The organism is Mesorhizobium sp. WSM3879, from assembly GCF_002294915.1.
In the GTDB taxonomy this organism is placed as follows: domain Bacteria; phylum Pseudomonadota; class Alphaproteobacteria; order Rhizobiales; family Rhizobiaceae; genus Mesorhizobium.
This window is the reverse complement of sequence record NZ_NSFZ01000011.1, coordinates 17,590-42,810: the sequence shown is the minus strand read 5'-3', so window position 1 is coordinate 42,810 and position 25,221 is coordinate 17,590. Positions and strand designations below refer to the sequence as shown.

The 25,221-nt window shown below is 63.1% G+C and carries 25 protein-coding genes and 1 pseudogene; 8 read left to right on the top strand and 18 right to left on the bottom strand.

Annotation, left to right across the window (positions count from 1 at the left end):
* The first annotated feature begins 37 nt into the window (after positions 1–37).
* Both CK218_RS22605 and CK218_RS22600 read left to right on the top strand, forming a co-directional pair.
* Positions 38–1,213 (top strand): CaiB/BaiF CoA-transferase family protein, encoded by a 1,176-nt coding sequence (locus CK218_RS22605; RefSeq protein WP_095783840.1) that lies wholly within the window; start codon positions 38–40, stop codon positions 1,211–1,213.
* The gene (locus CK218_RS22600; protein ID WP_095779068.1) at positions 1,210–2,859 is read left to right on the top strand and encodes a thiamine pyrophosphate-binding protein; all 1,650 of its coding nucleotides are present in this window, start codon (positions 1,210–1,212) and stop codon (positions 2,857–2,859) included. Before CK218_RS22605 ends, CK218_RS22600 begins: the two co-directional genes overlap by 4 nt.
* A 51-nt stretch (positions 2,860–2,910) precedes the next feature.
* Here the strand turns inward: CK218_RS22600 and CK218_RS22595 are convergent, their stop codons facing one another.
* The 5 genes from CK218_RS22595 to CK218_RS22570 all read right to left on the bottom strand — a co-directional run bounded on the left by CK218_RS22595 (position 2,911) and on the right by CK218_RS22570 (position 7,725).
* Positions 2,911–3,357, bottom strand: coding sequence for a CHRD domain-containing protein (locus CK218_RS22595; protein ID WP_066990644.1), 447 nt, complete (start codon positions 3,355–3,357; stop codon positions 2,911–2,913).
* A 174-nt stretch (positions 3,358–3,531) separates the two neighbouring features.
* Positions 3,532–4,503, bottom strand: a complete 972-nt coding sequence (locus CK218_RS22590; protein ID WP_066990642.1) for an ABC transporter substrate-binding protein — start codon at positions 4,501–4,503, stop codon at positions 3,532–3,534.
* Positions 4,504–4,542: 39 nt separating this feature from the next.
* Positions 4,543–5,697, bottom strand: coding sequence for an ABC transporter permease (locus tag CK218_RS22585; protein WP_095779069.1), 1,155 nt, complete (start codon positions 5,695–5,697; stop codon positions 4,543–4,545).
* On the bottom strand, positions 5,694–6,572 hold the full coding sequence (locus tag CK218_RS22580) for an ABC transporter permease (RefSeq protein ID WP_066990637.1): 879 nt from the start codon (positions 6,570–6,572) through the stop codon (positions 5,694–5,696). Before CK218_RS22580 ends, CK218_RS22585 begins: the two co-directional genes overlap by 4 nt.
* 361 nt (positions 6,573–6,933) lie before the next feature.
* On the bottom strand, positions 6,934–7,725 hold the full coding sequence (locus CK218_RS22570) for an ABC transporter ATP-binding protein (protein ID WP_066990627.1): 792 nt from the start codon (positions 7,723–7,725) through the stop codon (positions 6,934–6,936).
* Positions 7,726–7,835: 110 nt separating this feature from the next.
* Here CK218_RS22570 and CK218_RS22565 point away from each other — a divergent pair, with 110 nt between their 5' ends.
* Positions 7,836–8,246 (top strand): cupin domain-containing protein, encoded by a 411-nt coding sequence (locus CK218_RS22565; protein WP_176478031.1) that lies wholly within the window; start codon positions 7,836–7,838, stop codon positions 8,244–8,246.
* 17 nt (positions 8,247–8,263) lie between these two features.
* Here CK218_RS22565 and CK218_RS22560 read toward each other — a convergent pair whose 3' ends face one another.
* The 4 genes from CK218_RS22560 to CK218_RS22545 all read right to left on the bottom strand — a co-directional run bounded on the left by CK218_RS22560 (position 8,264) and on the right by CK218_RS22545 (position 12,808).
* Positions 8,264–8,641, bottom strand: a complete 378-nt coding sequence (locus CK218_RS22560; protein WP_066990620.1) for a hypothetical protein — start codon at positions 8,639–8,641, stop codon at positions 8,264–8,266.
* A gap of 2 nt (positions 8,642–8,643) precedes the next feature.
* Entirely contained in the window at positions 8,644–10,095 is a 1,452-nt protein-coding gene (gene hydA / locus CK218_RS22555; protein WP_095824943.1) for a dihydropyrimidinase, read from the bottom strand.
* 64 nt (positions 10,096–10,159) lie between these two features.
* Positions 10,160–11,410, bottom strand: coding sequence for a Zn-dependent hydrolase (locus tag CK218_RS22550; RefSeq protein ID WP_095828941.1), 1,251 nt, complete (start codon positions 11,408–11,410; stop codon positions 10,160–10,162).
* Positions 11,411–11,479: 69 nt separating this feature from the next.
* On the bottom strand, positions 11,480–12,808 hold the full coding sequence (locus CK218_RS22545; RefSeq protein ID WP_067328959.1) for an aspartate aminotransferase family protein: 1,329 nt from the start codon (positions 12,806–12,808) through the stop codon (positions 11,480–11,482).
* A gap of 254 nt (positions 12,809–13,062) precedes the next feature.
* On the opposite strand from CK218_RS22545, the gene CK218_RS22540 reads away from it, so the two are divergent.
* Positions 13,063–13,692: a TetR family transcriptional regulator C-terminal domain-containing protein gene (locus CK218_RS22540; RefSeq protein ID WP_095783863.1), complete on the top strand. Its 630-nt coding sequence runs from the start codon at positions 13,063–13,065 to the stop codon at positions 13,690–13,692.
* Positions 13,693–13,704: 12 nt separating this feature from the next.
* On the opposite strand, the gene CK218_RS22535 is transcribed toward CK218_RS22540, so the two are convergent.
* Positions 13,705–14,577 carry a helix-turn-helix transcriptional regulator gene (locus tag CK218_RS22535; protein ID WP_095828940.1) on the bottom strand — a complete coding sequence of 291 codons (873 nt, stop codon included), beginning with the start codon at positions 14,575–14,577 and terminating at the stop codon, positions 13,705–13,707.
* 102 nt (positions 14,578–14,679) lie between these two features.
* On the opposite strand from CK218_RS22535, the gene CK218_RS22530 reads away from it, so the two are divergent.
* Entirely contained in the window at positions 14,680–15,525 is an 846-nt protein-coding gene (locus tag CK218_RS22530; protein WP_095828939.1) for an SDR family NAD(P)-dependent oxidoreductase, read from the top strand.
* The gene (locus tag CK218_RS22525; RefSeq protein WP_066990603.1) at positions 15,522–16,238 is read left to right on the top strand and encodes an SDR family oxidoreductase; all 717 of its coding nucleotides are present in this window, start codon (positions 15,522–15,524) and stop codon (positions 16,236–16,238) included. Before CK218_RS22530 ends, CK218_RS22525 begins: the two co-directional genes overlap by 4 nt.
* A 5-nt stretch (positions 16,239–16,243) precedes the next feature.
* Here CK218_RS22525 and CK218_RS22520 read toward each other — a convergent pair whose 3' ends face one another.
* Both CK218_RS22520 and CK218_RS22515 read right to left on the bottom strand, forming a co-directional pair.
* On the bottom strand, positions 16,244–16,738 hold the full coding sequence (locus CK218_RS22520; RefSeq protein WP_095828938.1) for a DUF3592 domain-containing protein: 495 nt from the start codon (positions 16,736–16,738) through the stop codon (positions 16,244–16,246).
* 293 nt (positions 16,739–17,031) lie between these two features.
* Positions 17,032–17,697, bottom strand: a complete 666-nt coding sequence (locus CK218_RS22515; protein ID WP_095828937.1) for an outer membrane protein — start codon at positions 17,695–17,697, stop codon at positions 17,032–17,034.
* 335 nt (positions 17,698–18,032) lie between these two features.
* Here CK218_RS22515 and CK218_RS22510 point away from each other — a divergent pair, with 335 nt between their 5' ends.
* Positions 18,033–18,863 carry a glycosyltransferase family 25 protein gene (locus tag CK218_RS22510; RefSeq protein ID WP_179294574.1) on the top strand — a complete coding sequence of 277 codons (831 nt, stop codon included), beginning with the start codon at positions 18,033–18,035 and terminating at the stop codon, positions 18,861–18,863.
* A gap of 513 nt (positions 18,864–19,376) precedes the next feature.
* Here CK218_RS22510 and CK218_RS22505 read toward each other — a convergent pair.
* The 5 genes and pseudogenes from CK218_RS22505 to CK218_RS22485 form a co-directional block, all read right to left on the bottom strand.
* Positions 19,377–19,835 (bottom strand): carboxymuconolactone decarboxylase family protein, encoded by a 459-nt coding sequence (locus CK218_RS22505; protein WP_095828935.1) that lies wholly within the window; start codon positions 19,833–19,835, stop codon positions 19,377–19,379.
* Positions 19,836–19,846: 11 nt separating this feature from the next.
* A complete protein-coding gene (locus CK218_RS22500; RefSeq protein ID WP_066990982.1) occupies positions 19,847–20,365 on the bottom strand; it encodes an Rrf2 family transcriptional regulator in 519 nt (172 codons plus the stop codon).
* A 108-nt stretch (positions 20,366–20,473) separates the two neighbouring features.
* Positions 20,474–21,787, bottom strand: a complete 1,314-nt coding sequence (gene preA, locus CK218_RS22495) for an NAD-dependent dihydropyrimidine dehydrogenase subunit PreA (protein WP_095828934.1) — start codon at positions 21,785–21,787, stop codon at positions 20,474–20,476.
* A 2-nt stretch (positions 21,788–21,789) separates the two neighbouring features.
* Positions 21,790–23,154, bottom strand: a complete 1,365-nt coding sequence (locus CK218_RS22490; protein ID WP_066990587.1) for an NAD(P)-dependent oxidoreductase — start codon at positions 23,152–23,154, stop codon at positions 21,790–21,792.
* A 111-nt stretch (positions 23,155–23,265) separates the two neighbouring features.
* Positions 23,266–23,526: pseudogene (locus CK218_RS22485) on the bottom strand (gamma-glutamylcyclotransferase); the annotation flags it as partial.
* 174 nt (positions 23,527–23,700) lie between these two features.
* Here CK218_RS22485 and CK218_RS22480 point away from each other — a divergent pair.
* Positions 23,701–24,477: a VOC family protein gene (locus CK218_RS22480; protein ID WP_095779082.1), complete on the top strand. Its 777-nt coding sequence runs from the start codon at positions 23,701–23,703 to the stop codon at positions 24,475–24,477.
* Positions 24,478–24,601: 124 nt separating this feature from the next.
* Here CK218_RS22480 and CK218_RS22475 read toward each other — a convergent pair whose 3' ends face one another.
* Positions 24,602–25,090: a hypothetical protein gene (locus CK218_RS22475; RefSeq protein WP_095828933.1), complete on the bottom strand. Its 489-nt coding sequence runs from the start codon at positions 25,088–25,090 to the stop codon at positions 24,602–24,604.
* Between the last annotated feature and the right edge of the window lie 131 nt (positions 25,091–25,221).

The following is a 25,221-nucleotide window of genomic DNA, read 5'->3' as shown; positions in this document are numbered from 1 at the left end:
TGGTAGACGCTGCGCTTTCAACCCTTCACGGTGATCCATGGCTGAACCCCCGCTGAAAGGCATCCGCGTCATCGAACTCGCTCGCATCCTGGCAGGCCCCTGGGCCGGGCAGCTGCTCGCCGATCTCGGCGCCGATGTCATCAAGGTCGAGAGCCCGGACGGCGGCGACGACACCCGCAAATGGGGCCCACCCTTCGTCATGAGCCATGACGGCGAGAACCTTTCGGCGGCCTATTATCATTCCTGCAATCGCGGCAAGCGCTCGATCGCCATCGATTTCTCCAAGCCCGAAGGCGCCGACACGCTCCGCCGCCTCGTCGCCACGGCCGACGTGCTGATCGAGAACTTCAAGCTCGGCGGTCTCAAGAAATACGGGCTCGACTATGAGAGCCTGAAGAGGATCAACCCGCGCCTCGTCTATTGCTCGATCACCGGCTTTGGCCAGGACGGGCCCTACGCGCCCCGCGCGGGTTACGATTTCATCATCCAGGCCATGGCCGGCATGATGTCGATCACCGGCGAGGCCGGCCGCGAGCCGCAAAAGGCAGGCGTCGCCATCTCCGACCTGTTCACTGGGCTTTATTCGGTGATCGCCATCCAGGCGGCGCTCCGCCACGCAGAAAGGACCGGTGAAGGCCAGCATATCGACATGGCGCTCTTCGACAGCCAGATCTCGGCGCTCGGCAACCAGAACCTCAACTATCTGGTCTCCGGCAAGTCGCCCATGCAGATGGGCAACGCGCATATGAACATCGCGCCTTACGAGGTGCTGCCGGTGAAAGACGGCCATATCATCCTGGCGGTCGGCAATGACGGACAATTCACCAAGTTCTGCGCAGCGGTCGGCCTCACCGATCTGCCAGCCAATCCGGATTTCGCCACCAATCCGGCCCGCGTCGCCAATCGCGCCAAGCTGCGCGAACAGATCATCGAGACGCTGAGCACGTGGGATCGCGATCCGCTGCTGGCGAAGCTCGAGGCGGCCGGCGTGCCGGCAAGCCCGATCAACACGATCGGCCAGATGTTCGCCGACCCGCAGACGATCGCGCGCGGCATGCGGCTCGACCTGGACGACGGTCATGGCAATTTGCTGCCTACGGTACGTGCGCCGATGGTGATGTCCGGCACGCCGCTCGTCTATGAGCGCCCCTCGCCGCGTCTCGGCGAGCACACTGAGGAAATCCTTGCCGAACTGGAGAGATCAGCAAAATGAAGACCGGCGGACAATTGATCGTCGAGGCGCTCGAAGCGAACGGCACCGACCGCATCTTCTGCGTTCCAGGCGAATCCTATCTGGCGGTGCTCGACGCGCTGCATGACTCGCCGATCCGCACTATCGTCTGCCGTCAGGAAGGCGGAGCGGCGATGATGGCCGACTGCCAGGGGCGCCTGACCGGCAAGCCCGGGATATGCTTTGTCACCCGCGGCCCCGGCGCCACCAACGCTTCGGCCGGCATTCATATCGCCATGCAGGATTCGGTGCCGCTGATCCTGTTCATCGGCCAGGTCGCCAGTCACGCCAAGGAGCGCGAGGCTTTTCAGGAGGTCGACTACAAGCGCTTCTTCGGCGACATCGCCAAATGGGTGGTCGAGATCGACGATGCCTCGCGCATCCCGGAATTCGTCACCCGCGCCTTCGCGGTGGCGACGTCGGGCCGACCTGGTCCGGTCGTCATCTCGCTGCCCGAGGACATGCTGACCAGCGAGGTCGAGGCCCCACCGGCGCTGGCTCATACGCCGGTCGAAACAAGCCCCGGTGAAGCCGAACTCGACCGGCTTGAGGCCCTGCTCAATGCCGCCAAACGGCCAATTGCTATCCTGGGCGGCACGCGCTGGGATTTTCAAGCGGTTCAAGACGTCACCCGGATCGCAGAGGCCTGGTCACTGCCGGTCGGCTGCTCCTTCCGCCGCCAGATGCTGTTCGACCACTTGCATCCGAACTATGCCGGCGATGTCGGCATCGGCATCAATCCGAAGCTGGCTGCAGCGATCAAGCAGGCAGACCTGGTGCTGCTCATCGGCGGCCGCATGGGCGAGATGCCGTCCTCGGACTATACGCTGTTGAAAAGCCCTTACCCCGACCAGATGCTGGTGCATGTCCACGCCGACGCCGGCGAGCTTGGCCGCGTCTATCGGCCGACCCTGGCGATCAACGCCTCCCCCACCGCCTTCGTGCGGGCATTCGCCAGACGCAAAGGTTCGGCCGCGCCCGGTTGGGCGGCGGAGACGGCAAAGCTGCATGCCGCCTATCTCGAATGGTCGACGCCGCCTCAGACCGGCCCCGGCGCCGTGCAGATGGGGCCGATCATGACCTATCTGGAAAAGGCGCTGCCGGAAGACGCCATCCTCACCAACGGCGCCGGCAACTACGCCACCTGGGTGCATCGCTTCCACCGCTTCCGCCGCTTCGCCACGCAGGCGGCGCCGACTTCCGGCTCGATGGGCTACGGCACGCCGGCCGCGGTCGCGGCCAAGGCCCTATACCCGGACCGCGAGGTCATCGCGTTTGCCGGCGACGGCTGTTTTCTGATGAACGGGCAGGAGTTCGCGACCGCCGTGCAATACGACCTGCCGATCATCGTGGTGGTCGTCAACAACGGCATTTACGGCACGATCCGCATGCATCAGGAGCGGGAATATCCGAGCCGCGTCGTGGCGACCGACCTCAAGAACCCGGATTTCGCCGCTCTCGCCCGCGCCTATGGCGGCCATGGCGAGACCGTCGAAAAGACCGAAGACTTCGCTCCGGCCTTCGAACGCGCACGCGCCAGCGGCAAGCCGGCGATCGTCGAGATCAGGCTCGATCCTGAAGCCATCACGCCGACCCGCACGCTGACACAGATACGCGACAAGTCCTGATCAGGCAGAACGAGGCGGTCGCCCCCCTCGTTGCTGCCTGAGGAAACTCCGCTACATCGATCCGCCGGCTTTCTCGATCTGGCCGCGGATCTCGCCGTCCGGATTCGCCTTGGTGTGGACATTGACGTAGTACTTGCCGGCCTCGAGGTCGGCCGCCTGCGCGTCGGTCAGCGTCGCCGATCCCTTGATCGGGCTCTTGAGCTTCTTGAATGGGATCACCGGAGGTGCGTTTTCACCCGACGCGGCCGGGCCGTGAATATGAGCAGCCGTCGCAGGTCCGCTGAGGCCGGAATATTTGACGTTCCAGCTGAGCTTCTTCTTGGCGGTGTCGAAGGTGAATGTGGCGGTTCCCTTGCCTTTGGTGGTGACGGGCGGGCTCTGCTGGCTACCGTCGAGCGTCGCATTGTACTTCACAGTTTCGGCCAAGGCCGGAGATGCGAGCAGCAAAGCAGTCGAGACAGCAAAGGCCGAAAGCATCGGCCATGATTGGATGCGCATTGGAGAACCTCCTTGGCTGGCGCGCATCCGCCCCGCCGCGGCTCCCCCGGCGCGCGGATGCCCCACTGCAACGGTTGGCAGGCCGCTTGTATCCCTGCACACGGATATTTTACCACAGCCAAGCAAAAGGGGCGGTCACCCGCCCCCGTTAAGTCTCGACTGGCTAGGTCAACCTTACTTGATCGCCTTGTCGGTTATCGCGGTCGTATAGGCGCCCGACGGCTCCTTCGCGATGATCTTCTGGTCGAGCAGCGCCTTGGCGGTGCGCTCATAGGTGGCCGGATCGAGCTTGCCGTCGGCATTGTCGATCAGCTTGGCGACTTCGCCCATCATGCGCTTCTGATGGTTCTCGTCCTGGCCGCCATTATCCATGACGATCTCGGCCGCCTCATCCGAATTGTCGACGGCGTATTTCCAGCCCTTCATCGAGGCGCGCACGAAGCGCACCATCTTGTCCTCGAAGGCCGGATCCTTGAGCTTGTTCTCCAGCGCGTAGAGGCCGTCCTCGAGCAGGTCGTTGCCCATGGCCGAATAGTTGAAGACGGTGAGCTGCTCCGGCTTGTAGCCGGCGTCGATCAGCTGCCAGTACTCGTTATAGGTCATGACCGAGATGCAGTCCGCCTGCTTCTGGATCAGCGGCTGCACGTCAAAGCTTTGCTTCAGCACGGTGACGCCGTCCTTGCCGCCGTCGGTCTTGAGGCCGAGCTTGTTCATCCAGGCATAGAACGGGTACTCGTTGCCGAAGAACCAGACGCCGAGGGTGTGGCCCTTGAAGTCGGCTTCGGTCTTGATCGGGCCGTCCTTCGGGCAGACCAGCTCCATGCCGGCTTTCTTGAACGGCTGGGCAATGTTGACCAGCGGCACGCCTTTTTCACGGGCGGCCAGCGCGCCGCCCATCCAGTCGACGATCACATCGGCGCCGCCGCCGGCGATCACCTGCTCGGGCGCGATATCCGGCCCACCCGGCTTGATGTCGACGTCGAGCCCTTCGGCCTCGTAGAAGCCCTTGGCCTTGGCGACGTAGTAGCCGGCGAACTGGGCCTGCGTGACCCATTTCAGCTGCAGCGTCACCTTGTCGGCCGCCATCGCTTGGAAAGCGGCCAGCGACATCGCCCCGGCCAGAGCAGAAATTACCAGTCTTTTCATGTTTTTACCCTCTGAAGTTAGCACCCAAACCCACAGCCCCTATCCACCACGGACAGAGGGATGCCAAAACGTGACGGCTCTCTCGACAAGAGCGACCACGCCATAAAAGACCGAACCCGCAAGTGCTGCAACTGCGATTTCGGCCCAGACCATGTCGATGTTCATCCGCCCGACTTCCGTCGAAATGCGGAATCCCATGCCGACCACGGGCGTGCCGAAGAACTCCGCGACGATGGCGCCGATCAGCGCCAGCGTCGAGTTGATCTTCAGCGCATTGAAGATGAACGGCATTGCCGCCGGCAGCCCCAGCTTCAGCAAGGTCGGCCAGTAGCCCGACGCATAAGTGCGCATCAAATCGCGCTCCATGTGGCCGGAGGCGGCAAGCCCCGCGACGGTGTTCACCAGCATCGGGAAGAAGGTCATGATGATGACGACCGCCGCCTTGGACGGCCAGTCGAAGCCGAACCACATCACCATGATCGGCGCGACGCCGATGATCGGCAGCGCCGATACCATGTTGCCGATCGGCAGCAGCCCGCGTCTGAGGAACGGCACACGGTCGGCAAGGATGGCGACGACGAAGCCGGCGAGATTGCCGACGATGTAGCCGATCAGCACTGCCTTGAAGATCGTCTGCCGCACGTCCGATCCCAGGATCGGCAGCGAGTTGGCGATGCGCGCGCCGATGGCGCTCGGCGGCGGCAAAAGGATGAAGGGAATGCCGGCGCCGCGCGTCACCGCTTCCCAGATGATCAGGATCCAGGCGCCGAAGATCGCCGGAATGATCAGCCGCAGCGCCGTTTTGGCCCCGCTGGCTGCCGGCCGTAGCGAGGACAACAGCGCGACGCAGCGCCAGGCAAGCAACCAGGCGGCCGCGAGAACCAGAAAGTACGGCGCCAGTGCCGTGCCCTCGAAGCCTCCGATGCCCTTGACCAGAAGCCACGCTGCGACATGGGCGCCGATGAACAGGACAACGGCTTCGATAAGTAGCGCGAGTCTCACCGTCGAAACCAGCGCCGCGATCAGCAGCAATCCGAGGATGAGACCTTTGGTGCCCATATACGGGTAGGCAACCGTCGCGGCAGGCTCGGCCAGCGCAGCCGCTTCCGGTGTCGACATCGCGCCGAGCGCGAAGGCGACGACGCAAAGAAGGATCGCCAGCACCGCTTGCCAGGATGGTTTCAGCCAGGTCATGCCGGCCTCCCGCCCATGGCGCGGTCGACCAGGCGGCCAGCGATGCCGACCACCATGACCAGAAGCGCGGCAACCACCGAGCCCGCAACCAGCGCCGACCAGATGTCGATCGTCTGGCTGTAATAGGCGCCGGAAAGCAGCTTGGCGCCGATGCCGGCGACAGCACCCGTCGGCAATTCGCCGACGATGGCGCCGACCAGGCTCGCCGCCACCGCCACCTTCATCGACGTGAACAGGAACGGCACCGATGCCGGGACGCGCAGCTTCCAGAAGGTCTGCGAGGCGCTGGCATTATAAGTGTGCATCAGGTCGAGATGCATGAGCTCGGGCGAGCGCAATCCCTTCACCATGCCGACCGCAACCGGGAAGAACGACAGATAGGTCGAGATCAGCGCCTTCGGGATCAGCCCGGTGATGCCGATGGCCGCCAGCACCACGATGATCATCGGCGCCACCGCCAGGATGGGAATGGTCTGCGAGGCGATGATCCAAGGCATCAGGCTGCGGTCGAGCGTCGTCACATGCACGATGCCGACGGCGATCACGATGCCGAGCGCCGTGCCGAAAGCAAAGCCGAGCAGCGTCGAGGACAGCGTCACCCAGGCATTGTAGACAAGGCTGCGGTTCGAGGTGATGCTGCGCAGGAAGGTGTTCTCGAAGAAGTTCACCGCCACCTGGTGCGGCGCCGGCAGCGTCGGCTTCGGCTGCGATAATGTCTTGCCGATGAATTCGACCGTGCCGGGGGTTTCGTTGGCTCTGGCGTCGAGATCGCGCTGGAACGGCGCATTGAGGATGACGGCGAAGACATACCAGAGCACCACCACGCCGGCGAGGATTGACGTGACCGGGATGATCTTGGAACGGAAGGAGTCCATTTAGCAGGCCTTCCCCCGGCGCAACGGCAGCACGCGGCGCTGCGCGTTTTTCGTCATCATAGGGCGGAGCAAGGAGCGAAGCGACGCGGCGCAGACCCTAGGATCCATGCCGTTACCTCGACGCTCCGCTGTGGCGCAGAATACGGCTCCGTGCGCCGCGCTCAGCTCGTCGGGTATTCTGAGCCGCTTACGGCCTTCGGCCGAGGTCACGGCATGGATCCTAGGGTCTGCGCTCCGCTTCGCGTCGCTCCGCCCTAGGATGACGAAATCACGGCGGTCGGCTCCCGCCACGCGCGCGGCTTCGCGCTTGCTCCGGCCCAGGATGTCGAAGCAGCGGGTGTCCGTCCGCTGGCAAGCACCCTCAATCATCATAGCTGTGCCCCGCCCTCAACCCGTCGCGCACGCGCGCGGCGATCGCCAGGAATTCCGGCGTCTCGCGGATGTCGAGCGGCCGCTTCCTGGGCAAGGTAGATTCGATCACGTCGGTGACGCGGCCCGGCCGCGGCGACATCACCACGATGCGGGTCGACAGATAGACCGCCTCGGGGATCGAGTGAGTGACAAAGCAGATCGTCTTGTTGGTCGAATCCCAGAGTTCGAGAAGCTGTTCGTTCAGATGATCGCGCACGATCTCGTCGAGCGCGCCGAACGGCTCGTCCATCAAAAGCAAATCGGCGTCGAAGGCGAGCGCGCGCGCGATCGAGGCGCGCTGCTGCATGCCGCCGGACAGCTGCCAGGGATACTTCTTCTCGAAGCCGGAGAGGTTGACGAGTTCGAGGGTTCGCTTGATGCGTTCCGCCTGCTCGGCCTGGCTGAGGCCAATGATTTCCAGCGGCAGCGCCACATTCCGCTCGATTGTGCGCCAAGGAAACAGCGCCGCCGCCTGGAAGACATAGCCGTAAGCCCGCTTCTCGCGCGCCTGCTCCGGCGAAATCCCATTGACGGAGATCGTTCCCGAGGTCGGCTTCTCCAGATCGGCGATGACGCGCAGCAAGGTTGTCTTGCCGCAGCCGGAGGGGCCGATGAAGGAGACGAACTCACCCTTGCCGATGGTGAGATCGACATTGGACAGCGCCTGCACCGGACCGTCATTGGTCTGGAAGGTGAGGCCGAGCTTGCTTGCCGAAACGACGGCTGGCGACTGTCCGCTCATCGGCAGAAACCTGTCTTTCGCAGCCGCTGCCGCGCCGGCCGGAATCCGGTTGATTTTACGATTGCCTTGCTTTCCACTCGTCCAGTCCCACTTGATCGACGCCCGGAGCCTTGCCGATGTCGCCTAAACCCACATGCCACCTTATTCGCCCTGAAAGCACTTATGAAGGCAAGCAAGGCTTGAGCTATTTCGCCGGTATAGCCGCCGAAACCGTCGGCTCCTCCGGCATTTGTATGCACCTTCTCACCATGCCGCCCGGCGCCCGCGCCAAGGCGCATATGCATGAGAACCACGAGACCGCGATCTATGTGCTCTCCGGCGAGGTCCATACCTGGTATGGCGACCGGCTCGAGCATCACAAAGTCGTCCAGGCCGGCGACCTGTTCTACATTCCGGCGGGCGTGCCGCATCTGCCCGCCAATCTGAGCGGAGCGCCCTCTTCGGCGGTCATCGCCCGCACCGATCCCAACGAGCAGGAAAGCGTGGTCCTGATGCCGGAACTGGATGCGTTGGTTGCCTGAGGTCGACGGGACCGCCGTCATTTGCACCGGGAGACTTCTCCCATCGCGTTGCCGTCCTTGTCGGCGATCACCAGTCTCTTGGCGTTCTTGGCGCTGCGCTTGATGATGAACTGGGCCGGCGTCTGCCCCTCCTCGCCTTCCGCCTCGCACTGCGCCGTCACCACAAGGGAGCCATTCGCCTGGGGTCTCTTGTCGGTAAAGGTGCAGGCGCTGGCGACCGTGACGAGCGCCTCGCTGGTCAACAGCAGCATGTCCTCGGCATAGACCTCCTGGCCGTTCTTGTTGATGCAGCCGGATTTGTTGCCCCAGGGTTTGGAGAGATCGATGCCGGCGGCGAAAGCTTGGCCGGCGGCCAGCAGCACGGCTGCCCCGGTCAGAAGGTGAGTTGCGCGCACGCTCAAACTCCGGTCGCCGGAATGCCCGTGCGCTCCACCTTGCGCGGCGCGCTGATCTCCTTCCAGGTCGAAAGCGCGCGGTTGACGGCGGCGTTCGGTTCGCGCGCCACGAACTCGCCGTGCCCGACCTTGGCCTTGACGTCCGCTTCTTCGATCGACAGTTCGCCGCGGGAAAAGACGAAGCGCGGCAGCCCCGTCACCTCGAAGCCCTCAAAGACGTTGTAGTCGATCACCGACTGCTGGTTCTTGGCCGTGATTGTCTTCTTGCGCTTCGGGTCCCAGACCACGATGTCGGCATCGGCGCCTTCGACGATCGCGCCCTTCTTCGGATACATATTGAGGATCTTGGCGATGTTGGTCGAGGTCACCGCGACGAACTCGTTCATCGTCAGTCGACCGGTGTTGACGCCGCTGGTCCAAAGCACGGGCAAACGATCCTCGAGGCCGCCGGTGCCGTTCGGGATCTTGGTGAAGTCGCCGACGCCGTTGCGCTTTTGCTTGGTGGTGAAGGAGCAGTGGTCGGTCGCCACCACCTGCAGCGATCCGGCCTGCAGGCCCGCCCATAGCGAATCCTGGTGCCACTTGCTGCGGAAAGGCGGGCTCATCACGCGCCGCGCCGCATGGTCCCAGTCCTTGTTGAAATATTCGCTCTCGTCGAGCGTCAGGTGCTGGATCAGCGGCTCGCCATAGACGCGCATGCCCTTCTGGCGTGCCCGGCGGATGGCTTCATGGCTCTGCTCGCAGGAGACGTGCACGACATAGAGCGGCACGCCCGCCATGTCGGCGATCATGATGGCGCGGTTTGTCGCCTCGCCTTCCACTTCGGGCGGACGCGAATAGGCATGCCCCTCGGGGCCGTTATTGCCGGCGGCAAGCAGCTTCTGCGAGAGTGCCGCGACCACGTCGCCATTCTCGGCATGGACCAGCGGCAGCGCGCCGAGATCGGCGCAGCGCTGGAACGAGGAATACATCTCGTCGTCGTCGACCATCAGCGCGCCCTTATAGGCCATGAAATGCTTGAACGAGGTGATGCCCCTGTCGACGACGGTCGCCATCTCGTCGAAGACCTGCTTGCCCCACCAAGTGATCGCCATGTGGAAGGAATAGTCGCAGGCAGCCTTCGAGGTCTTGTTGTCCCACATCTGCAGCGCCTCCAGCAGCGACTGCTGCGGCGCCGGCAGGCAGAAATCGACGACCATGGTCGTGCCGCCGGAAAGCGCCGCGCGCGTGCCGGATTCGAAATCGTCGGCCGAATAGGTGCCCATGAAGGGCATTTCGAGATGGGTGTGCGGATCGATGCCGCCCGGCATGACATAGCAGCCCGTTGCGTCGAACTCGTGATCGCCATGCAGGTTCGAGCCGATGGCGATGATCTTGCCGTGCTGCATCAGCACGTCGGCTTTCCACGTGCGGTCGGCGGTGACGATGGTGCCGTTCTTGATGACTTTGGTCATATCTGTTCCCCTGATCTTTTCGCGCTTCTTTGCGAGCGGCTTTTTCGAGGTGATTTCTATTGGGTCATTCGACGATTCCTGCCGTCTCGACCACCGCGTGGAACAGCACATCGGCACCTGCCGCCGCCCATTCCTTGGAGATGTCCTCGGCCTCGTTGTGGCTGAGCCCGCCGACACAGGGACACATGACCATGGTCGCCGGCGCGACCTTGGCCGCCCAGCAGGCGTCGTGGCCGGCGCCGGAGATGATGTTCATATGGCTGTAGCCCAGCTTCTCGGCGGCGGTGCGGACACGGCCGACCAACGTCGGATCGAAGGTCACCGGATCGAAATGGCCGACCGCCTCGACGGCGCATTTCACGCCGAGCGGCTCGCAGATCTTCGGCGCCTCCTTCTCGATGCGGGCGCGCATGCCGTCGAGCTTCGCCTTATCGGGCGAGCGGATATCGACAGTGAAGATCACCGTGCCCGGCAAAACGTTGCGGGAGTTGGGCGAGAACTTCACCTGGCCTACACCGCCGACGGCGCCAGGCTGGTTCTCCATCGCGACCGTCTGCACCATCTCCAGGATGCGGGCCATGGCCAACCCCGCATTGACGCGCATGTTCATCGGGGTCGAGCCGGTATGCGCCTCCCGGCCGGTCAGCGTGAATTCCAGCCACCACAGGCCCTGGCAGTGGGTCACCACGCCGATCTGCTTGTTCTCGGCCTCGAGGATGGGCCCCTGCTCGATATGGTACTCGAAATAGGCGTGCATCTTACGCGCGCCGACCGTCTCGTCGCCGACCCAACCGATCCGCTTCAGCTCGTCGCCGAAGCTCAGGCCGTCGAGATCCTTGCGGGCATAGGCATAGTCCTGAGTGTGGACGCCTGCGAACACGCCGGAGGCGAGCATGGCCGGCGCGAAACGGGCTCCCTCCTCGTTCGTCCAGTTGGTGACGACGATCGGATGTTTGGTCTTGATGCCGAGATCGTTGAGCGAGCGCACGACCTCGAGGCCAGAGAGCACGCCGAGCACGCCGTCATATTTGCCGCCGGTGGGCTGGGTATCGAGATGGGAGCCGACATAGATCGGCAGCGCGTCCGGATCGGTGCCGGGCCGCGTCATGAACATGGTGCCCATCTGGTCCACGCCCATCGTGAGCCCGGCCTGGTCGCACCAGGACTTGAACAGTTCGCGGCCTTGCTTGTCGGAATCGGTCAGCGTCTGGCGATTGTTGCCCCCGGCGATGCCGGGGCCGATCTTCGCCATCTCCATGATGGAATCCCACAAACGGTCTGAATTGATTCGCAGATTCTCGCCGGGGGCGGCCATTCAAAGTCCTCTCATTTCAGGTCTCCGGTCGGGCGGCGGTTCCCGTCGCCGCCCGAGCGGTTTGAGCACTTAGTCTATAGAGCGCAGCACATCGCGAACATGGTCGATCAGTTCGTTGATCTGGCCCTTGGTGATAATCAGCGGCGGCGACAGCGCGATGATGTCGCCGGTTGTGCGGATCAGCGCGCCGCGTTCGAACGCTTTGACGAAGGCCGAGAAGGCCCGCTTGGTCGGGCTACCGGCGATCGGCGCCAGCTCGATCGCGCCGATCAGGCCGATATTGCGGATGTCGATGACATGCGGCTCGCCCTTCAACGAATGCAGCGCGTCTTCCCAGTAAGGCGCCAGCTCCTCGCCGCGGGTTAGCAGGCCTTCTTCCTTGTAGGTGTCCAAAGTGCCGAGAGCCGCGGCGCAGGCGATCGGATTGCCCGAATAGGTGTAGCCGTGGAAGAACTCGATCATGTGCTCCGGGCCGTTCATGAAGGCGTCGTGGATTTCCTTCTTCACGAAAACCGCGCCCATCGGGATGACGCCGTTGGAGACGCCCTTGGCCGTCGTCATGATATCCGGCGTGACGCCGAAATAATCGGCGGCGAATGGCGCGCCAAGACGGCCGAAGCCGGTGATCACTTCATCGAAGATCAACAATATGCCGTGCTTGGTGCAGATTTCTCGAAGCTTCTGCAGGTAGCCTTTCGGCGGCAGGATGACGCCGGTCGAGCCTGCGACCGGCTCGACGATGACCGCCGCGATGGTCGAGGCGTCATGCAGGGTGACGAGACGCTCGAGCTCGTTCGCCAATTCGGCGCCGTGCTCAGGCACGCCCTTCGAGAAGGCGTTCTTCTCCGGCAAGTGGGTGTGCGGCAGATGGTCGACGCCGCCGAGCAGCGTGCCGAACATCTTGCGGTTGGCGACGATGCCCCCGACCGAAATGCCGCCGAAATTGACGCCGTGATAGCCGCGCTCGCGGCCGATCAGCCGGGTGCGCGAGCCCTCGCCGCGGACACGGTGATAGGCGATCGCCATCTTCAACGCGGTCTCGACCGACTCCGAACCGGAATTGGTGAAGAACACATGGTCCATGCCCTTCGGCGCGATATCGACCAGGCGGTTCGCCAGTTCGAAGACGATCGGGTGGCCCATCTGGAAGGCCGGCGCATAGTCGAGTTCGGCGGCCTGCTGCTGAATGGCCTCGGTGATCTTCGGCCGGCAATGGCCGGCGTTGACGCACCAGAGGCCTGCAGTGCCGTCGAGCACCTTGCGGCCATCGCTCGTCGTGTAGTGCATGTCCTTGGCGGACACGAACATGCGCGGCGCCTGCTTGAACTGCCGGTTTGCCGTGAACGGCATCCAGAATGCGCTGAGATCGTTCGGCGTGACTTTCAGCCGGTTGGACATGACCAAGATTTCCCCTTGTAACCTGTTTCTGTGCGCTAACGCTTGGTCTTCCCAAGGCTTGGTCTTCGTTGCGTTTTCGTGCTACGCAAAATTTTGACCGGTTGGACAAACGTTAGCACCGCCCTGTCGGCGGTCAAGGGACTACTAACGGAAATGCGGCATCGAAAGCGCGCTCCACGACTCGGAGAAAAACTGGTCCAGAGAATTGGTCCAGAGTGCCCACACGGCAGCAGCCGGCAAGGATGACGGACACGATGGAAGGCTCAGCTCCACGCCGCACCCGCATCCAGCAGGAAAAGCGCGAGCTCATCCTGGAAGCCGCGCTGGAAGTCTTCTCCGCCAACGGTTTTCGCGGCTCGACCATCGACCAGATTGCCGAAGCCGCCGGCATGTCGAAGCCGAACCTCCTCTATTACTTCCGCCGCAAGGAGGACATTCACGAGACGTTGATGCAGCGGCTCCTGGACACCTGGCTGGCGCCGCTCCGCGAGCTTGACGATATCGGCGATCCGATGACCGAGCTCAGAAGCTACATCCGCCGCAAGCTCGAAATGGCGCGCGATTTTCCGCGCGAAAGCCGGCTCTTCGCCAACGAGATCCTGCAGGGCGCGCCGCGCATCATGCCGATGCTCGAGGGCGAGCTGAAAACGCTGGTCGAGGAGAAGGCCGCCGTCATCAAGGGCTGGATGCGCGCCGGCAAGATAGCCCGCACCGACCCCTGGCATTTGATCTTCTCGATCTGGGCGACGACGCAGCACTACGCCGATTTCGATGTCCAGGTGCGCGCCGTGCTCGGCCCCGACCGCGGCGGCGACGGCCGCTTCGAGGATGCTGCCCGGTTCCTGGAGCAACTGTTCCTCGATGGGCTGAAGCCGAAAGTCTAGGTCGGGCGAAGATCAGGCGCTGCGCCGCTCGGCGGGCTTCTCTTCTAGCAGCTTCTTGAGCTTGGCGATCGTATTCTGCTCGGGCAACGGCGTGTAGACGATCAGCCGCATGTCCGAGCCGTCGTCGATCGACAGGCTCATATGCTCGAAAGCCATCGGGCCGGCTGTGGGATGGCGGACGTGTTTCACGCCCGTCAGCCTTCTCGCCACGTCCCGCCGCGGCCACCAATCACGGAACTCCGGGCTTGAGCGCATCATCAGCGCGATCAGCCGCTCGAAATCCGGATCGCCGACATATTTGGCGCTCTCCGCGCGAAACGAAGCGAGCACCACGCGGGCAAGCTCTTCCCAATCGACCAGCAGCCGGCGGTGATGCGGGCTTGTGAACACCAGATGGACGATGTTGCGGGCATCGCCCTCCAGCAGGCCATAGTCGCCGAACACGGCTCCCGCCGCCGGATTCCAGGCGAGCACGTCCCAACGCCGGCCAACCACATAAGCCGGCTGCAGGACGAGGCTCCTCAGCATGTGCAGCAGTGTGGCGTCGACCTTTTCAGAGGTCGCCGCGCGCTGCTCCGGCTGCTGGCGGCCGGCAAGGATGAACAGATGCCGCTTCTCGACGGCGTCCAGTCGCAGCGCCTCGCAGAGCGCGGTCAGCACTTCGACCGAGGGCCGCACGTCTCGCCCCTGCTCCAGCCAGGTGTACCAGGTGGTGCCGACGCCGGCGATCATTGCCACTTCCTCGCGCCTCAACCCGGGCGTACGCCGCCTGGCGCCGCTCGCAATCCCAATGTCGGCAGGCGAGAGCCGCTCCCGGCGCGAGCGCAGGAAAGCGCCGAGCTCGCGGCGGCGACTGTCCTCGGGGGAATGGGGCACGGCATCCATGCAGCTATTATAGCAGTATCGATACCAGGATAAAAATTGAACTGTTTGGCCTGCGCGCCGCGCCCCATCTTGCGTTCAGAGCAGCATAAGGAGGCTCTGAACATGGACCTTAAGAATAAGACCGTTCTCGTCACCGGCTCGACCGACGGGGTTGGCCGCGTGGTCGCTGAAAGGCTCGGCGCTGCCGGCGCCCGCGTGCTGGTGCATGGCCGCGACCAAACTCGCGCCAAGGCGACAGTCGCTGCCATCGAAGCCGAGGGCGGCAACGCCGAATTTCTGCTTGCGGATCTTTCGTCGCTTGCCGAAGTGCGCCGCCTTGCCGGCGCCGTGCGGGCAGGAACCGACCGGCTCGACATATTGATCAGCAATGCCGGCGTCGGCACGGGCGGCGAAGGCGCAAAAAGGCAAGTGAGCGCCGACGGCTACGAAATGCGCTTCGCCGTCAACTATCTCGCAGGCTTCCTGCTGTCGTCGGAGCTTTTGCCCTTGCTGAAGGCAAGTGCGCCGGCGCGCATCGTCAATGTCGCCTCCGCCGGCCAGCAGGCGATCGATTTCGACGATATCAATCTGGCCCGCGGCTACAGCGGCGTGCGCGCCTATTGCCAGAGCAAGCTGGCGCAGATCTTGTTCACCATCGATCTGGCCGAGCAGCTCGAAGGCAGCGGCGTCACCGTCAATGCACTCCATCCGGCAAGCTACATGGATACCACCATGGTCCGGCAGGCCGGCATCACACCGTGGAGCTCGGTCGAGACCGGCGCCGACGCGATCCTCAACTTGGCAATATCTCCGGCGCTCGAAGGGCGCAGCGGCCTCTATTTCGATGGCCAGCGGGAAGCGCGCGCCGATGCCCAGGCCTATGACGAAAGAGCCCGCAGCCGGTTGCGGGCGCTCAGCCTCGAACTGACCGGACAATCTTCCGCGACATCCAGGGAACAGCATTCATGAGCATCGAACATTGCGTCATCATCGGCGGCTCGTCTGGCATTGGCCTTGCCACAGCCAAACGGCTGCTCAGCCCCACGATGAAGGTGACGATCACCGGCCGCAGCGAGGACAAGCTGAACAACGCCTGGAAGAGCCTCGGCGGCACCGTCGGCAAGGCCGCTTTCGACGCGACCAAGCCGGACGCGGTCCGGCACTTCTTCGATGGTCTCGGCCCATTCGACCATCTCGTTCTCGCCGCAAGCGGCGGCAGGGGCCTTGGGCCGTTCGCGACCCTCGACCTTGCCGACATCGGCAGCGGCGTCGACGAGAAGATCAAGCCGCAGCTAGGCTGCTTGCAAGCGGCCCTGCCGACCTTGAACAAAGCCGGATCGGTCACTTTCATTTCGGCCGTCTCGGCGCAGATCGCAGCACCCGGCATTGCCGGCATCGGCGCCATCAACGGCATGCTTTTGACCGTAGTCCCGATCCTGGCCGTCGAACTGAAGCCGCTGCGCGTCAACGTCGTGGCCCCCGGCGTCATCGATACGCCCTGGTGGGATTTTCTATCGGGCGAAGAGCGGCAGGCGGTCTTTGCCGAGTACGCCGGAAAGACGCCGGTCGGCCGCATCGGCCGCGCCGAGGACGTCGCCGACGCGATCGCCTTCCTGGTGTCCAACGGTTTCATGACCGGCCAGGTGCTGACCTGCGACGGCGGCCTGCGCTTCGCCGCCTGAATGGATCAATTGGAAAAGAGGCCGGGCAAGAAGGCCAGCACCATCAGCCCGGCGACGACCGCATACCAGACAGCCAGGTGGACGGCCTTCATCAGCGGGCGGCCGACTTCCCGCGCCCGCTTCGGGTGGAGAGGGTCATAAATCACTTCGACCACTGCGCCGACGTTCCCGGTCGTTCCGTTGACCGGCAGATGCGATCCGAAACGCCAGGTCTTGCCCAGTCGGTCGGCGAATTCGATGATCGGCGTGTCCGGCCCGTCGCTCGACTTGTCGATGCCGATCACCTTGCCGGTGGCAAAGGCGCCGCGTCGCCTGAGCATGATGTCGCCATAGGTCTTTATGGCGACGACCGCTAGGAAGAAGACGCCGCACAGAAAGCACCATATCTGAATGTCGCTCGGATGCTGGCCGAAGGCTCCCGCGACTGCACGGAACGGAAACAGCGCCTGGTGGAAGGCATCCGAAACGCGTGCCCAGAATGCAGTCCAGCTCTGCTCCATGAACGCTCCGACGGGCGAACCTGTTTTTTGCCAATACAGGACAATCGCGACAAACCGATTAACGCGGCGCCGCTCAATTGTGCGGAATCCGCAGTTGTCAGGCATAGTGCGTGATCAGTGCCAGAATGCCGCTGGGTAAGGCGACATTGGCGACGAAGCCGTTGATGCGTGAGGCGCGATCCGGCCCTGATGATCCCAGAAATCTAAAACATCGGCGTCGCGAAGGCCGCTGCAGCGAGGCCACCCCCAAGCAACGACAGGCAGGGGCGGCTCCTATGAACCCACCGAGCGCCTCAGAATTTGTAGTTGATCTTGCCGACGACGACATTTTCCGTGTCGCGATTGTCGACCGGAGCAATCGGTACCACACTGGCAAAGCCGCTCCTGGTGCCGAAGTCGTAGTAGTTCCATTCCGCTCCGGCGGTCCAGTGATCGGTGAAGGCGTATTCAACGCCAAGGCCAGCGGTCCAGCCGACGCGCGATCCGCCCCCGAAGGTCTGAACAAAAGGCTGAAACGCGGTGAATTTGTACTTAGTGAATGCGATACCACCATCGCCATAAACCAAGAAACGGTCGAAAGCGTATCCGAGACGGCCACGCACCGAGCCCAGGTAATCCTGCTTGGTCTCGCAGGTGGTGAATGTGGCATTTGGACCACATTGGTCGTCGCCCTTTACGGTCGAGCCCGCGAGGTCGCCTTCAATGCCGAGGACATATTGGCCGATCTGGTAATTGTAGCCGATCTGGCCTCCGAAATTCCCCCCGGACCCGTTGGTGTTGAAGAGAAGGAAGAAATTCCCCGACCAATGGCTGTCATTCCACCCGCCGCCGATCTGGCCGCCGACATAGAAGCCGGTCCACGAAAAAGGCATGGCGGCGACTGGCTGGACGAGGTCCGCCGCCAGGACCGGTGACGAGATCGCCCGAACCGCGACCGAACAAAGCAATGCAAGTTTCATGCGAGCCTCCCGCATGGATCGACGCAGTCGTATCTCTGGGGGTTCGTGGATCACAACTACACGTTTAAGCTCTCGAAATTGTGATCACGTGCAGTTGCACGAATGCAACAGCTACCGCACGCCGAAGAGCCACGGCAAAGCCGGCCAAATCCCCACTTTCAACCATCGACAGGCAAGGATCGCTCCCATGAGTCCAACACCGATCCGTCCATCACCCAGATGTGATGCCAACCAGCCGAAACGTGCTGAGACAAGGTGACGGTCTCAAACTAAATCGCCGACCTCAAGAGCAGTTCAAAGAGACTGATCTGCCAGCAAAGCTGACGACCAACGCCATGAAATCGTACGTCATCAACTTGGATCGCAGCCCCGACAGATGGCAGCGGATGGTCGATCGCCTCAACTCGATCGGAGCAGCCTTCGAACGAGTCCCGGCGGTCGACGGGCGGCTGCTCAGCGACGCTGAAATTTGGGACGTCCACAAGCCCGTCGCTGGCGCGGCCACGATGACGCCGGAAGAGGTGGGGTGCTTCCTGAGCCACCGTAAATGCTGGGAGCGGATCGTGTCGGGCCCGGACGCCTACGGCTGCGTTTTCGAAGACGACATGTTGATATCCAAGCAAGCGGCACTGTTCCTGGGTGAGGACACCTGCTGGATTCCCGCGGACGCGGACATCATCAAGATCGAAGCAGTCCCCGGAAGAGCGTGGCTTGACCGCGTGATTTCTCCGCTACCCGGCACCTTCAAACTGGCGGTTCTGCGGAGCTTTCTCTGGGGGTCCGGCGGATACATCCTGTCGAAAGTGGCGGCCGAGCGCCTCTTAGCACTCACAAGAGTATTCTCGGACGCGGTGGACCATGTGAAGTTCAACCCCGCCTGTGGAATAGCCCGCAGTCTGAAATCCTATCAGGTGATCCCGGCCCTTTGCGTTCAGACACAGGTCTTCTATCCCAACGGATCCAATTTGATCGATGCTCCGGCGCTCGCAATGCACAGTGATCCGCGTTTTCCGGAGAACCTGGAGAACAGGCCATGGCTGGAGCGAAAAGTTCTGCGGGCGTTTCATCGGGTGGCACACAGGCTGCGCCGACATTGGCGAACCGAGATCCTGTTTGCCGATCAGCCAGCTGCTTTCGGCCACACGCAAGGTAGGTCAGTTTGTTGACGTATTCTCGGTCGGTCTGGACGAAATCCCGCGCGAACAGATCAGCACCGAAAGGATCCTATCGATCCTCCACCGTGAGGGCCGGTTCAGCACTTTTGAGGCCTCGGCAAACCCAACGATCGCCCGCGCCATGACGACCATCTTGAAAAAGATGTCTGGCCTGGTCGAGACCTATCTGGAGGAGAGCCACAAAACATCGGCGTCGCGACGATCAGGAACGGGGTCAGGCTTGCCACCAGCCCGGTCCATAAGCCGCCGATCACCAGCAGTCCGGAGCGACCTGCAGGACATGCCCAGCCACAATGCCGGCCCTGCCTACGGCACGCCGCGTGCCGCCACCATCAGGATGAGCAGGTCTTGTGCTGGGCGTTGCGCAGGCCGGCAATGACGAAGGCGCCGCCGAGCAGCAGGCGCGCGGCAAACAGAATCTCGTTCTGAAAATTCTCAAACATTCATTGATCTCGCAAATGAAAGCCGCGCGGAACGTTTTGCGATCCGCGCGGCTTTGGATGGTCAGGCAGCCCTGGCGGCCGGCATCGGATGAATGGCGTGGAACGACACGCAGAGCCGGTTCCAGGTGTTGATCATGCCGATCACCACCGTCAGCTTGACCAGCTCTTCCTCGGAGAACTGCTCCAGCGTCCTGGCGTAGAGATCGTCCGGAACGCCGTTGTCGGAGATGTTCGTCACCTTCTCGGTCCAGGCGAGCGCGGCGCGCTCGCGCTCGGAAAACAGCGGCGACTCCTTCCAGGCGGCGACCAGATATAGCCGCTGTTCCGTTTCGCCATCTCGCCTTGCCTCGCGGCTGTGCATCTCGACACAATAGGAACAGCCATTGATCTGCGAAGCCCTGAGCTTGACCAGGTGCATCATGCTTTCTTCCAGCCCGCACTCCTCGACGGCCTTGTTGAGCGCCATCACCGCCTTCATGATTTCAGGCGCCTTGGCGAAGAATTGCAGCCTCTGTTTCATTCTCTTACCTTTCACGCTTTGCTTGGTTGTTGAACTTTCTGCAGCCGCTGATGGCGTTCGACGAAGGCGCAGCTTGCGGCGACGGTGCGGGGATCGGCGTCGTTCATGAAATCGGCGACGATGTCGGAGAGCTTTGCCTCGGCAAGGGCGGCACGATAGGCGCGCTCGGCCTTCAGCATCGCGGCATTGATGCCGCACGGTTTGACATAGGCCGACGCGTCTAGCTTGACCGGCCCGCGCTGGCGGATCTCTCCGCAGCGGAAGGCAGGCTCCCTGCCCTCGACGGCAAGCACGATGTCGAGCAGCGTGATCCGCTCGGCCGGCCGCGCCAGCCTGTAGCCGCCTGCCGGCCCCGGCACGGATTCCAGGATGCGCGCCGTTGTCAGCTGATTGAGATGCTTCAAGAGATAGCTCGGCGACAGGCCGAACGCCTCGGCCATCGCTGCGCCCGACATGGTGCTGTTGCCGTCGACGCCGGCAAGCATGGCGGCGCAGTGGATCGCCGCTTCGACGCCCTCTCCCAGCTTCACGATCTTTGGCTCCAATTCATGGATAGTACCTATCATGGATAATTATTATCTGCAATAGGTAACGAAAAACGGCACCCGAAGGCGCCGCATTTCGTTCAAAAGTGTTCCCTACTCCGCGGCCACCTTGGCCATCGGATTGTTCGGATGCGTCGTCCAGTTCGCGTAGACCGGCGACACCGGCATGCCCGTGCGCTGATCCAGCACGCCGGCCGCCAGCGGTTCCATGGTGATGCAGCCCTCGACCGGGCAGACATTGACGCAAAGATTGCACCCGACGCATTCGGCCTCGATCACCTCGAAATGCCTGACGCCGTCGACCATGCTGGTGATCGCCTGGTGCGAGGTATCCTCGCAGGCGATGTGGCAGCGCCCGCATTTGATGCACGCGTCCTGGTCGATATGCGCCTTGGCGACATAGTTGAGGTTGAGATACTGCCAGTCCGTGACATTGGGTGTGGCGCGGCCGATGATGTCGGACAGCGAGGCGTGGCCCTTCTCGTCCATCCAGTTCTCCAGCCCCGCGATCATCTCCTGCACGATCTTGAAACCATAGGTCATTGCCGCCGTGCAGACCTGCACGTTGCCCGCGCCGAGTGCCATGAATTCGGCAGCATCCCGCCAGGTTGTGATGCCGCCGATGCCCGAGATTGGCAGGCCGTGCGTTTCCGGATCGCGCGCGATCTCGGCCACCATGTTCATCGCGATCGGCTTCACCGCCGGGCCGCAATAGCCGCCATGCGAGCCCTTGCCGTCGATGGTCGGCTGCGGCGCAAAACTGTCGAGGTCGACCCCGGTGATCGAGTTGATGGTGTTGATCAGCGACACCGCGTCGGTGCCGCCGGCTTTGGCGGCCCGCGCCGGCTTGCGGATGTCGGTGATGTTCGGCGTCAGCTTGGTGATGACCGGCATGCGCGTGTACTGCTTGCACCAGCGCACCACCATCTCAATATATTCCGGCACCTGGCCCACCGCCGAGCCCATGCCGCGTTCGCTCATGCCGTGCGGGCAGCCGAAATTGAGCTCGATGCCGTCGGCGCCGGTCTCCTCGACCAGCGGCAGGATCGCCTTCCAGCTTTCCTCCTCGCAAGGCACCATGATCGATGCGACCAGCGCCCGATCCGGCCAGTTCATCTTCACCTGCTTCATCTCGCGCAGATTGGTCTGCAGGTCGCGGTCGGTGATCAGCTCGATGTTGTTCAGGCCGAGCAGCCGGCGGTCGGCGCCCCAGATCGCGCCGTAGCGCGGGCCGTTGACGTTGACGACCGGCGGGCCCTCTTCGCCAAGCGTCTTCCAGACCACGCCGCCCCAGCCGGCTTTGAAGGCGCGTTCGACATTATAGGCCTTGTCGGTCGGCGGCGCCGAAGCCAGCCAGAACGGATTTGGCGACTTGATGCCGACGAAGGTGTTGCGGATGTCTGCCATGCTCATGCCCTCCCGTTAGAGGTCAGTGCCCGGTGGATGGATTCGGCGGCGTCGCGGCCTTGCGCCACGGCCGAGACCGTCAGGTCGTCGCCTCCGAAGATGCAGTCGCCGCCCGCCCAGACTTTCGCCAGCGAGGTGCGGCCCTCGGCATCGACCCTGATGCGGCCGCCATCGAGCTCGATGGAAGCAACGCTGCCGTTGAGATGAGCCGGCACAAAGCTCTGGCCAATCGCCTTGAACACCTGGTCGGCGTTGAGCCTCAGCATTTCGCCGGTACCGGCGAGCTTGTCGCCATTCATGGCTGTGTATTCGAGCTCGATCGCCGACACTTTGCCGTTCTCGGCGATGACGCGCTTCGGCTGCAGCCAGTGGCGGATCGTGACGCCGTTCGCGGCGGCCAGATCCTGCTCGAAGCCGGAGGCATTCATATGCTCCTGGCCGCGCCGGTAGCAGATCGTCACCTCCTCGGCGCCGAGCAGCTTCGACTGCACCGCGGCGTCGATCGCCGTCATGCCGCCGCCGATGACGACGACGCGGCGGCCGACCGGCAGGCTGGAAAGGTCGCTTGCCTGCCTGAGTTCGGCGATGAACTCGACTGCGTTGGCGACGCCATCCGTATCCTCGCCTTCGGCGCGCAGCGCATTGACGCCGCCGAGCCCGAGGCCAAGGAACACCGCATCGTAGTTGCGGATCAGGTCGGAAAGCTGGAAGTCCCGTCCGAGCGCTTTGCCGTTCTGGATGTCGATGCCGCCGATCGCGGTGACGTAGTCGACCTCGGCCTGAGCGAAATCGTCGACGCTCTTGTAAGCCGCGATGCCGTATTCATTGAGGCCGCCGGCCTTCGGCCGCGCTTCGAGGATCGTCACATCGTGGCCGTGGCGGGCCAAGCGATGCGCCGCCGCCAGGCCCGCTGGCCCGGCGCCGACCACGGCGACCGTTTTTCCGGTCGGTTCGGCGCGCTTGTAGAACTGCTTGCCCTCATCCATCGCGACATCGGTCGCATAGCGCTGCAGCCGGCCGATCTGCACCGGCTTGCCCTCCGCGACCTCGCGCACGCAGACCTCTTCGCACAGCGTCTCCGTCGGGCAGACGCGGGCGCACATGCCGCCAAGAATGTTCTGGTCGAAAATGGTCTTGGCCGAGCCCAGCGGATTGCCGGTCGCGATCTGCCGGATGAACAACGGGATATCGATCGAGGTCGGGCATGCATTCATGCACGGCGCATCGTAGCAGAAATAGCAGCGATCGGCCTCAACCAGCGCCTCGTGGTGATCGAGCGGCGGGTGCAGGTCGGAAAAATTATCGGCGTATTGCTCCGCAGACAGCCGGCCGCCGGCTATGCCTTCGATGAAATGACCAGTCGCCATTCCAGTTCCCCTTGTTTGTTTTGAGGAAGGCTAGCACGTTTTATTTTTTTATCAATTGGTCAATTTTCGGCCAAGCTGCTGTATTGCTTGGACAAAACATGATAGTCGTACTCATATTATCGCGACGCCGATGTCTGTCGGTTCAGCGCTTTCAATCCTGGAGGGATGGATCGACCTGATCTCGTCGGCCACGAGTTCCTGCAGGCGCCACAGATTGCGGTCATGGATGCCGAATGTTTCGAGGTGGCTGACGGTGTTGTAAAGATATTCGGCGCCGGAACCGACATGGCCGCATGCGCGTGCCAGTGTCTTTGCCACCCTTTCGAGCGGCTGCCTGAGCGACGTGCCCCTACCCGTCACCCCGATCCAGAAGCTCCGTTTTTGATGCGTGTCGGCCGCCCAAAAACCGCTGCGCATTTTTGAGTGACACGCATGAGCGCCTTGCCGTTCTCGATTTCTGGTCCAGATGTCGGATTTCTGTCGCCGAGATCGTCCTATGATGGATCGGAACCGCGATCGCTGCCTGAACCGGTGAGGAGACCGACCATGCCGAATGCCGCAAAACCCTTCTTCTGGTACGAACTGATGACCACCGACCTCGACGCCGCCGAGGCTTTTTATACTGCCGTCGTCGGCTGGCGGGCCGAGCCCTTCGACAAGGCGCCGGGCATGCCGCGCTATATCGTGATGAATTCCAGCCTGCGCGGCGTCGGCGGTTTGATGACGATGCCAGAGGATGCCGCCAAGATGGGCATGCCGCCGGCCTGGCTCGGCTACATCTACACCAAGGACGTCGATGCCTCGACGAAGGCGCTCAAGGAGGCCGGCGGTGCCGTTCATCGCGCGCCGGATGATATTCCCGGCGTCGGTCGCTTCGCCGTCGTCGCCGACCCGCAGGGCGCGACCTTCATGTTCCTGCAGCCCAACCAGCCCGAGCAGCCGCCGGTACCCGCTACCACGCGCGGCCATGTTGGCTGGCACGAGCTCTACACCTCGGACTGGAAAGCCGCTTTCGACTTCTATTCCAGCCAGTTCGGCTGGGAGAGCGCCGGTCAGTTCGACATGGGCGAGATGGGCATCTACCAGACCTTCGGCGCCGGCCCCGAATCCGGCGGCGGCATGATGAACAAGCCGCCGCAGATCCCGGTCCCGGTCTGGCAGTTCTATTTCAACGTCGACGCGATCGACGCCGCCGCCAAGCGCGTCACCGACAATGGCGGCAAGGTATTGATGGGACCGATGGAGGTGCCGAGCGCGCAGTGGATCATCCAATGCCAGGACCCGCAGGGCGCGCATTTCGCGCTGCTGGCGCCTGGGCGATAGAAACTGCCGCCCCCCTTGTGGGGCAGATGTCCGGTCCATCCTCCGCAGCCGCGGCGCAGCTGCGCGGAGGTCGGGCCGGGCAGAGGGGAGCGCTGGCCCGGCGCCGGCGTCGCCCTCTTGGGCGTCACTCCGGCGTCAGCACCGCCACTTTGAGATCGGCCTTCTTGGCGCCGCTGAGCTGCACGGTGGCCGGACCGGCGGACAGCTTGAAGCGCACGCTCTTGCGAATGCCCGGGCAGGTCTTTGCGCGGCTGAAGCCCGCCGACTTCACCGCGCGGCCGTCTTGGACGACATCAATCCAGACCTCATCGGACAGGCTGAACTGGAGCTCTCCTTCAGCCGGTACGGTCACGGTTGCCATCGCGCCAAACGTGCCGGCTGCCGGTGCACGTCCCGGCGGAAGTTCGAAGCCGATCGTGTCGACCGCTGCAAGTGCGAAATCCGCCGCTTGCCCGACTGTCAGGGCGGCGCCGGACTGGGCGGCGGACGCTGACGGAAACAGGGCCTGCTCGCGTGTCACCGGCCATTTGAAGGCATCACAACCAGCATCGGCAGCTATGGCGAAGCTCGTGCCTGCAAGGAATGCGAAGAGGCTGATGGCGAATTTTTTCATGGCGATTGGATTCCCGGATCATTTTGTGTATCCGCGCATTAATACAACTTATGAGAGACAATTGCAACCATGGAGAGAGTGGACGAGAAGACATGAAACCATGCCCACTCACCGATTGTTGATGGCGGGGC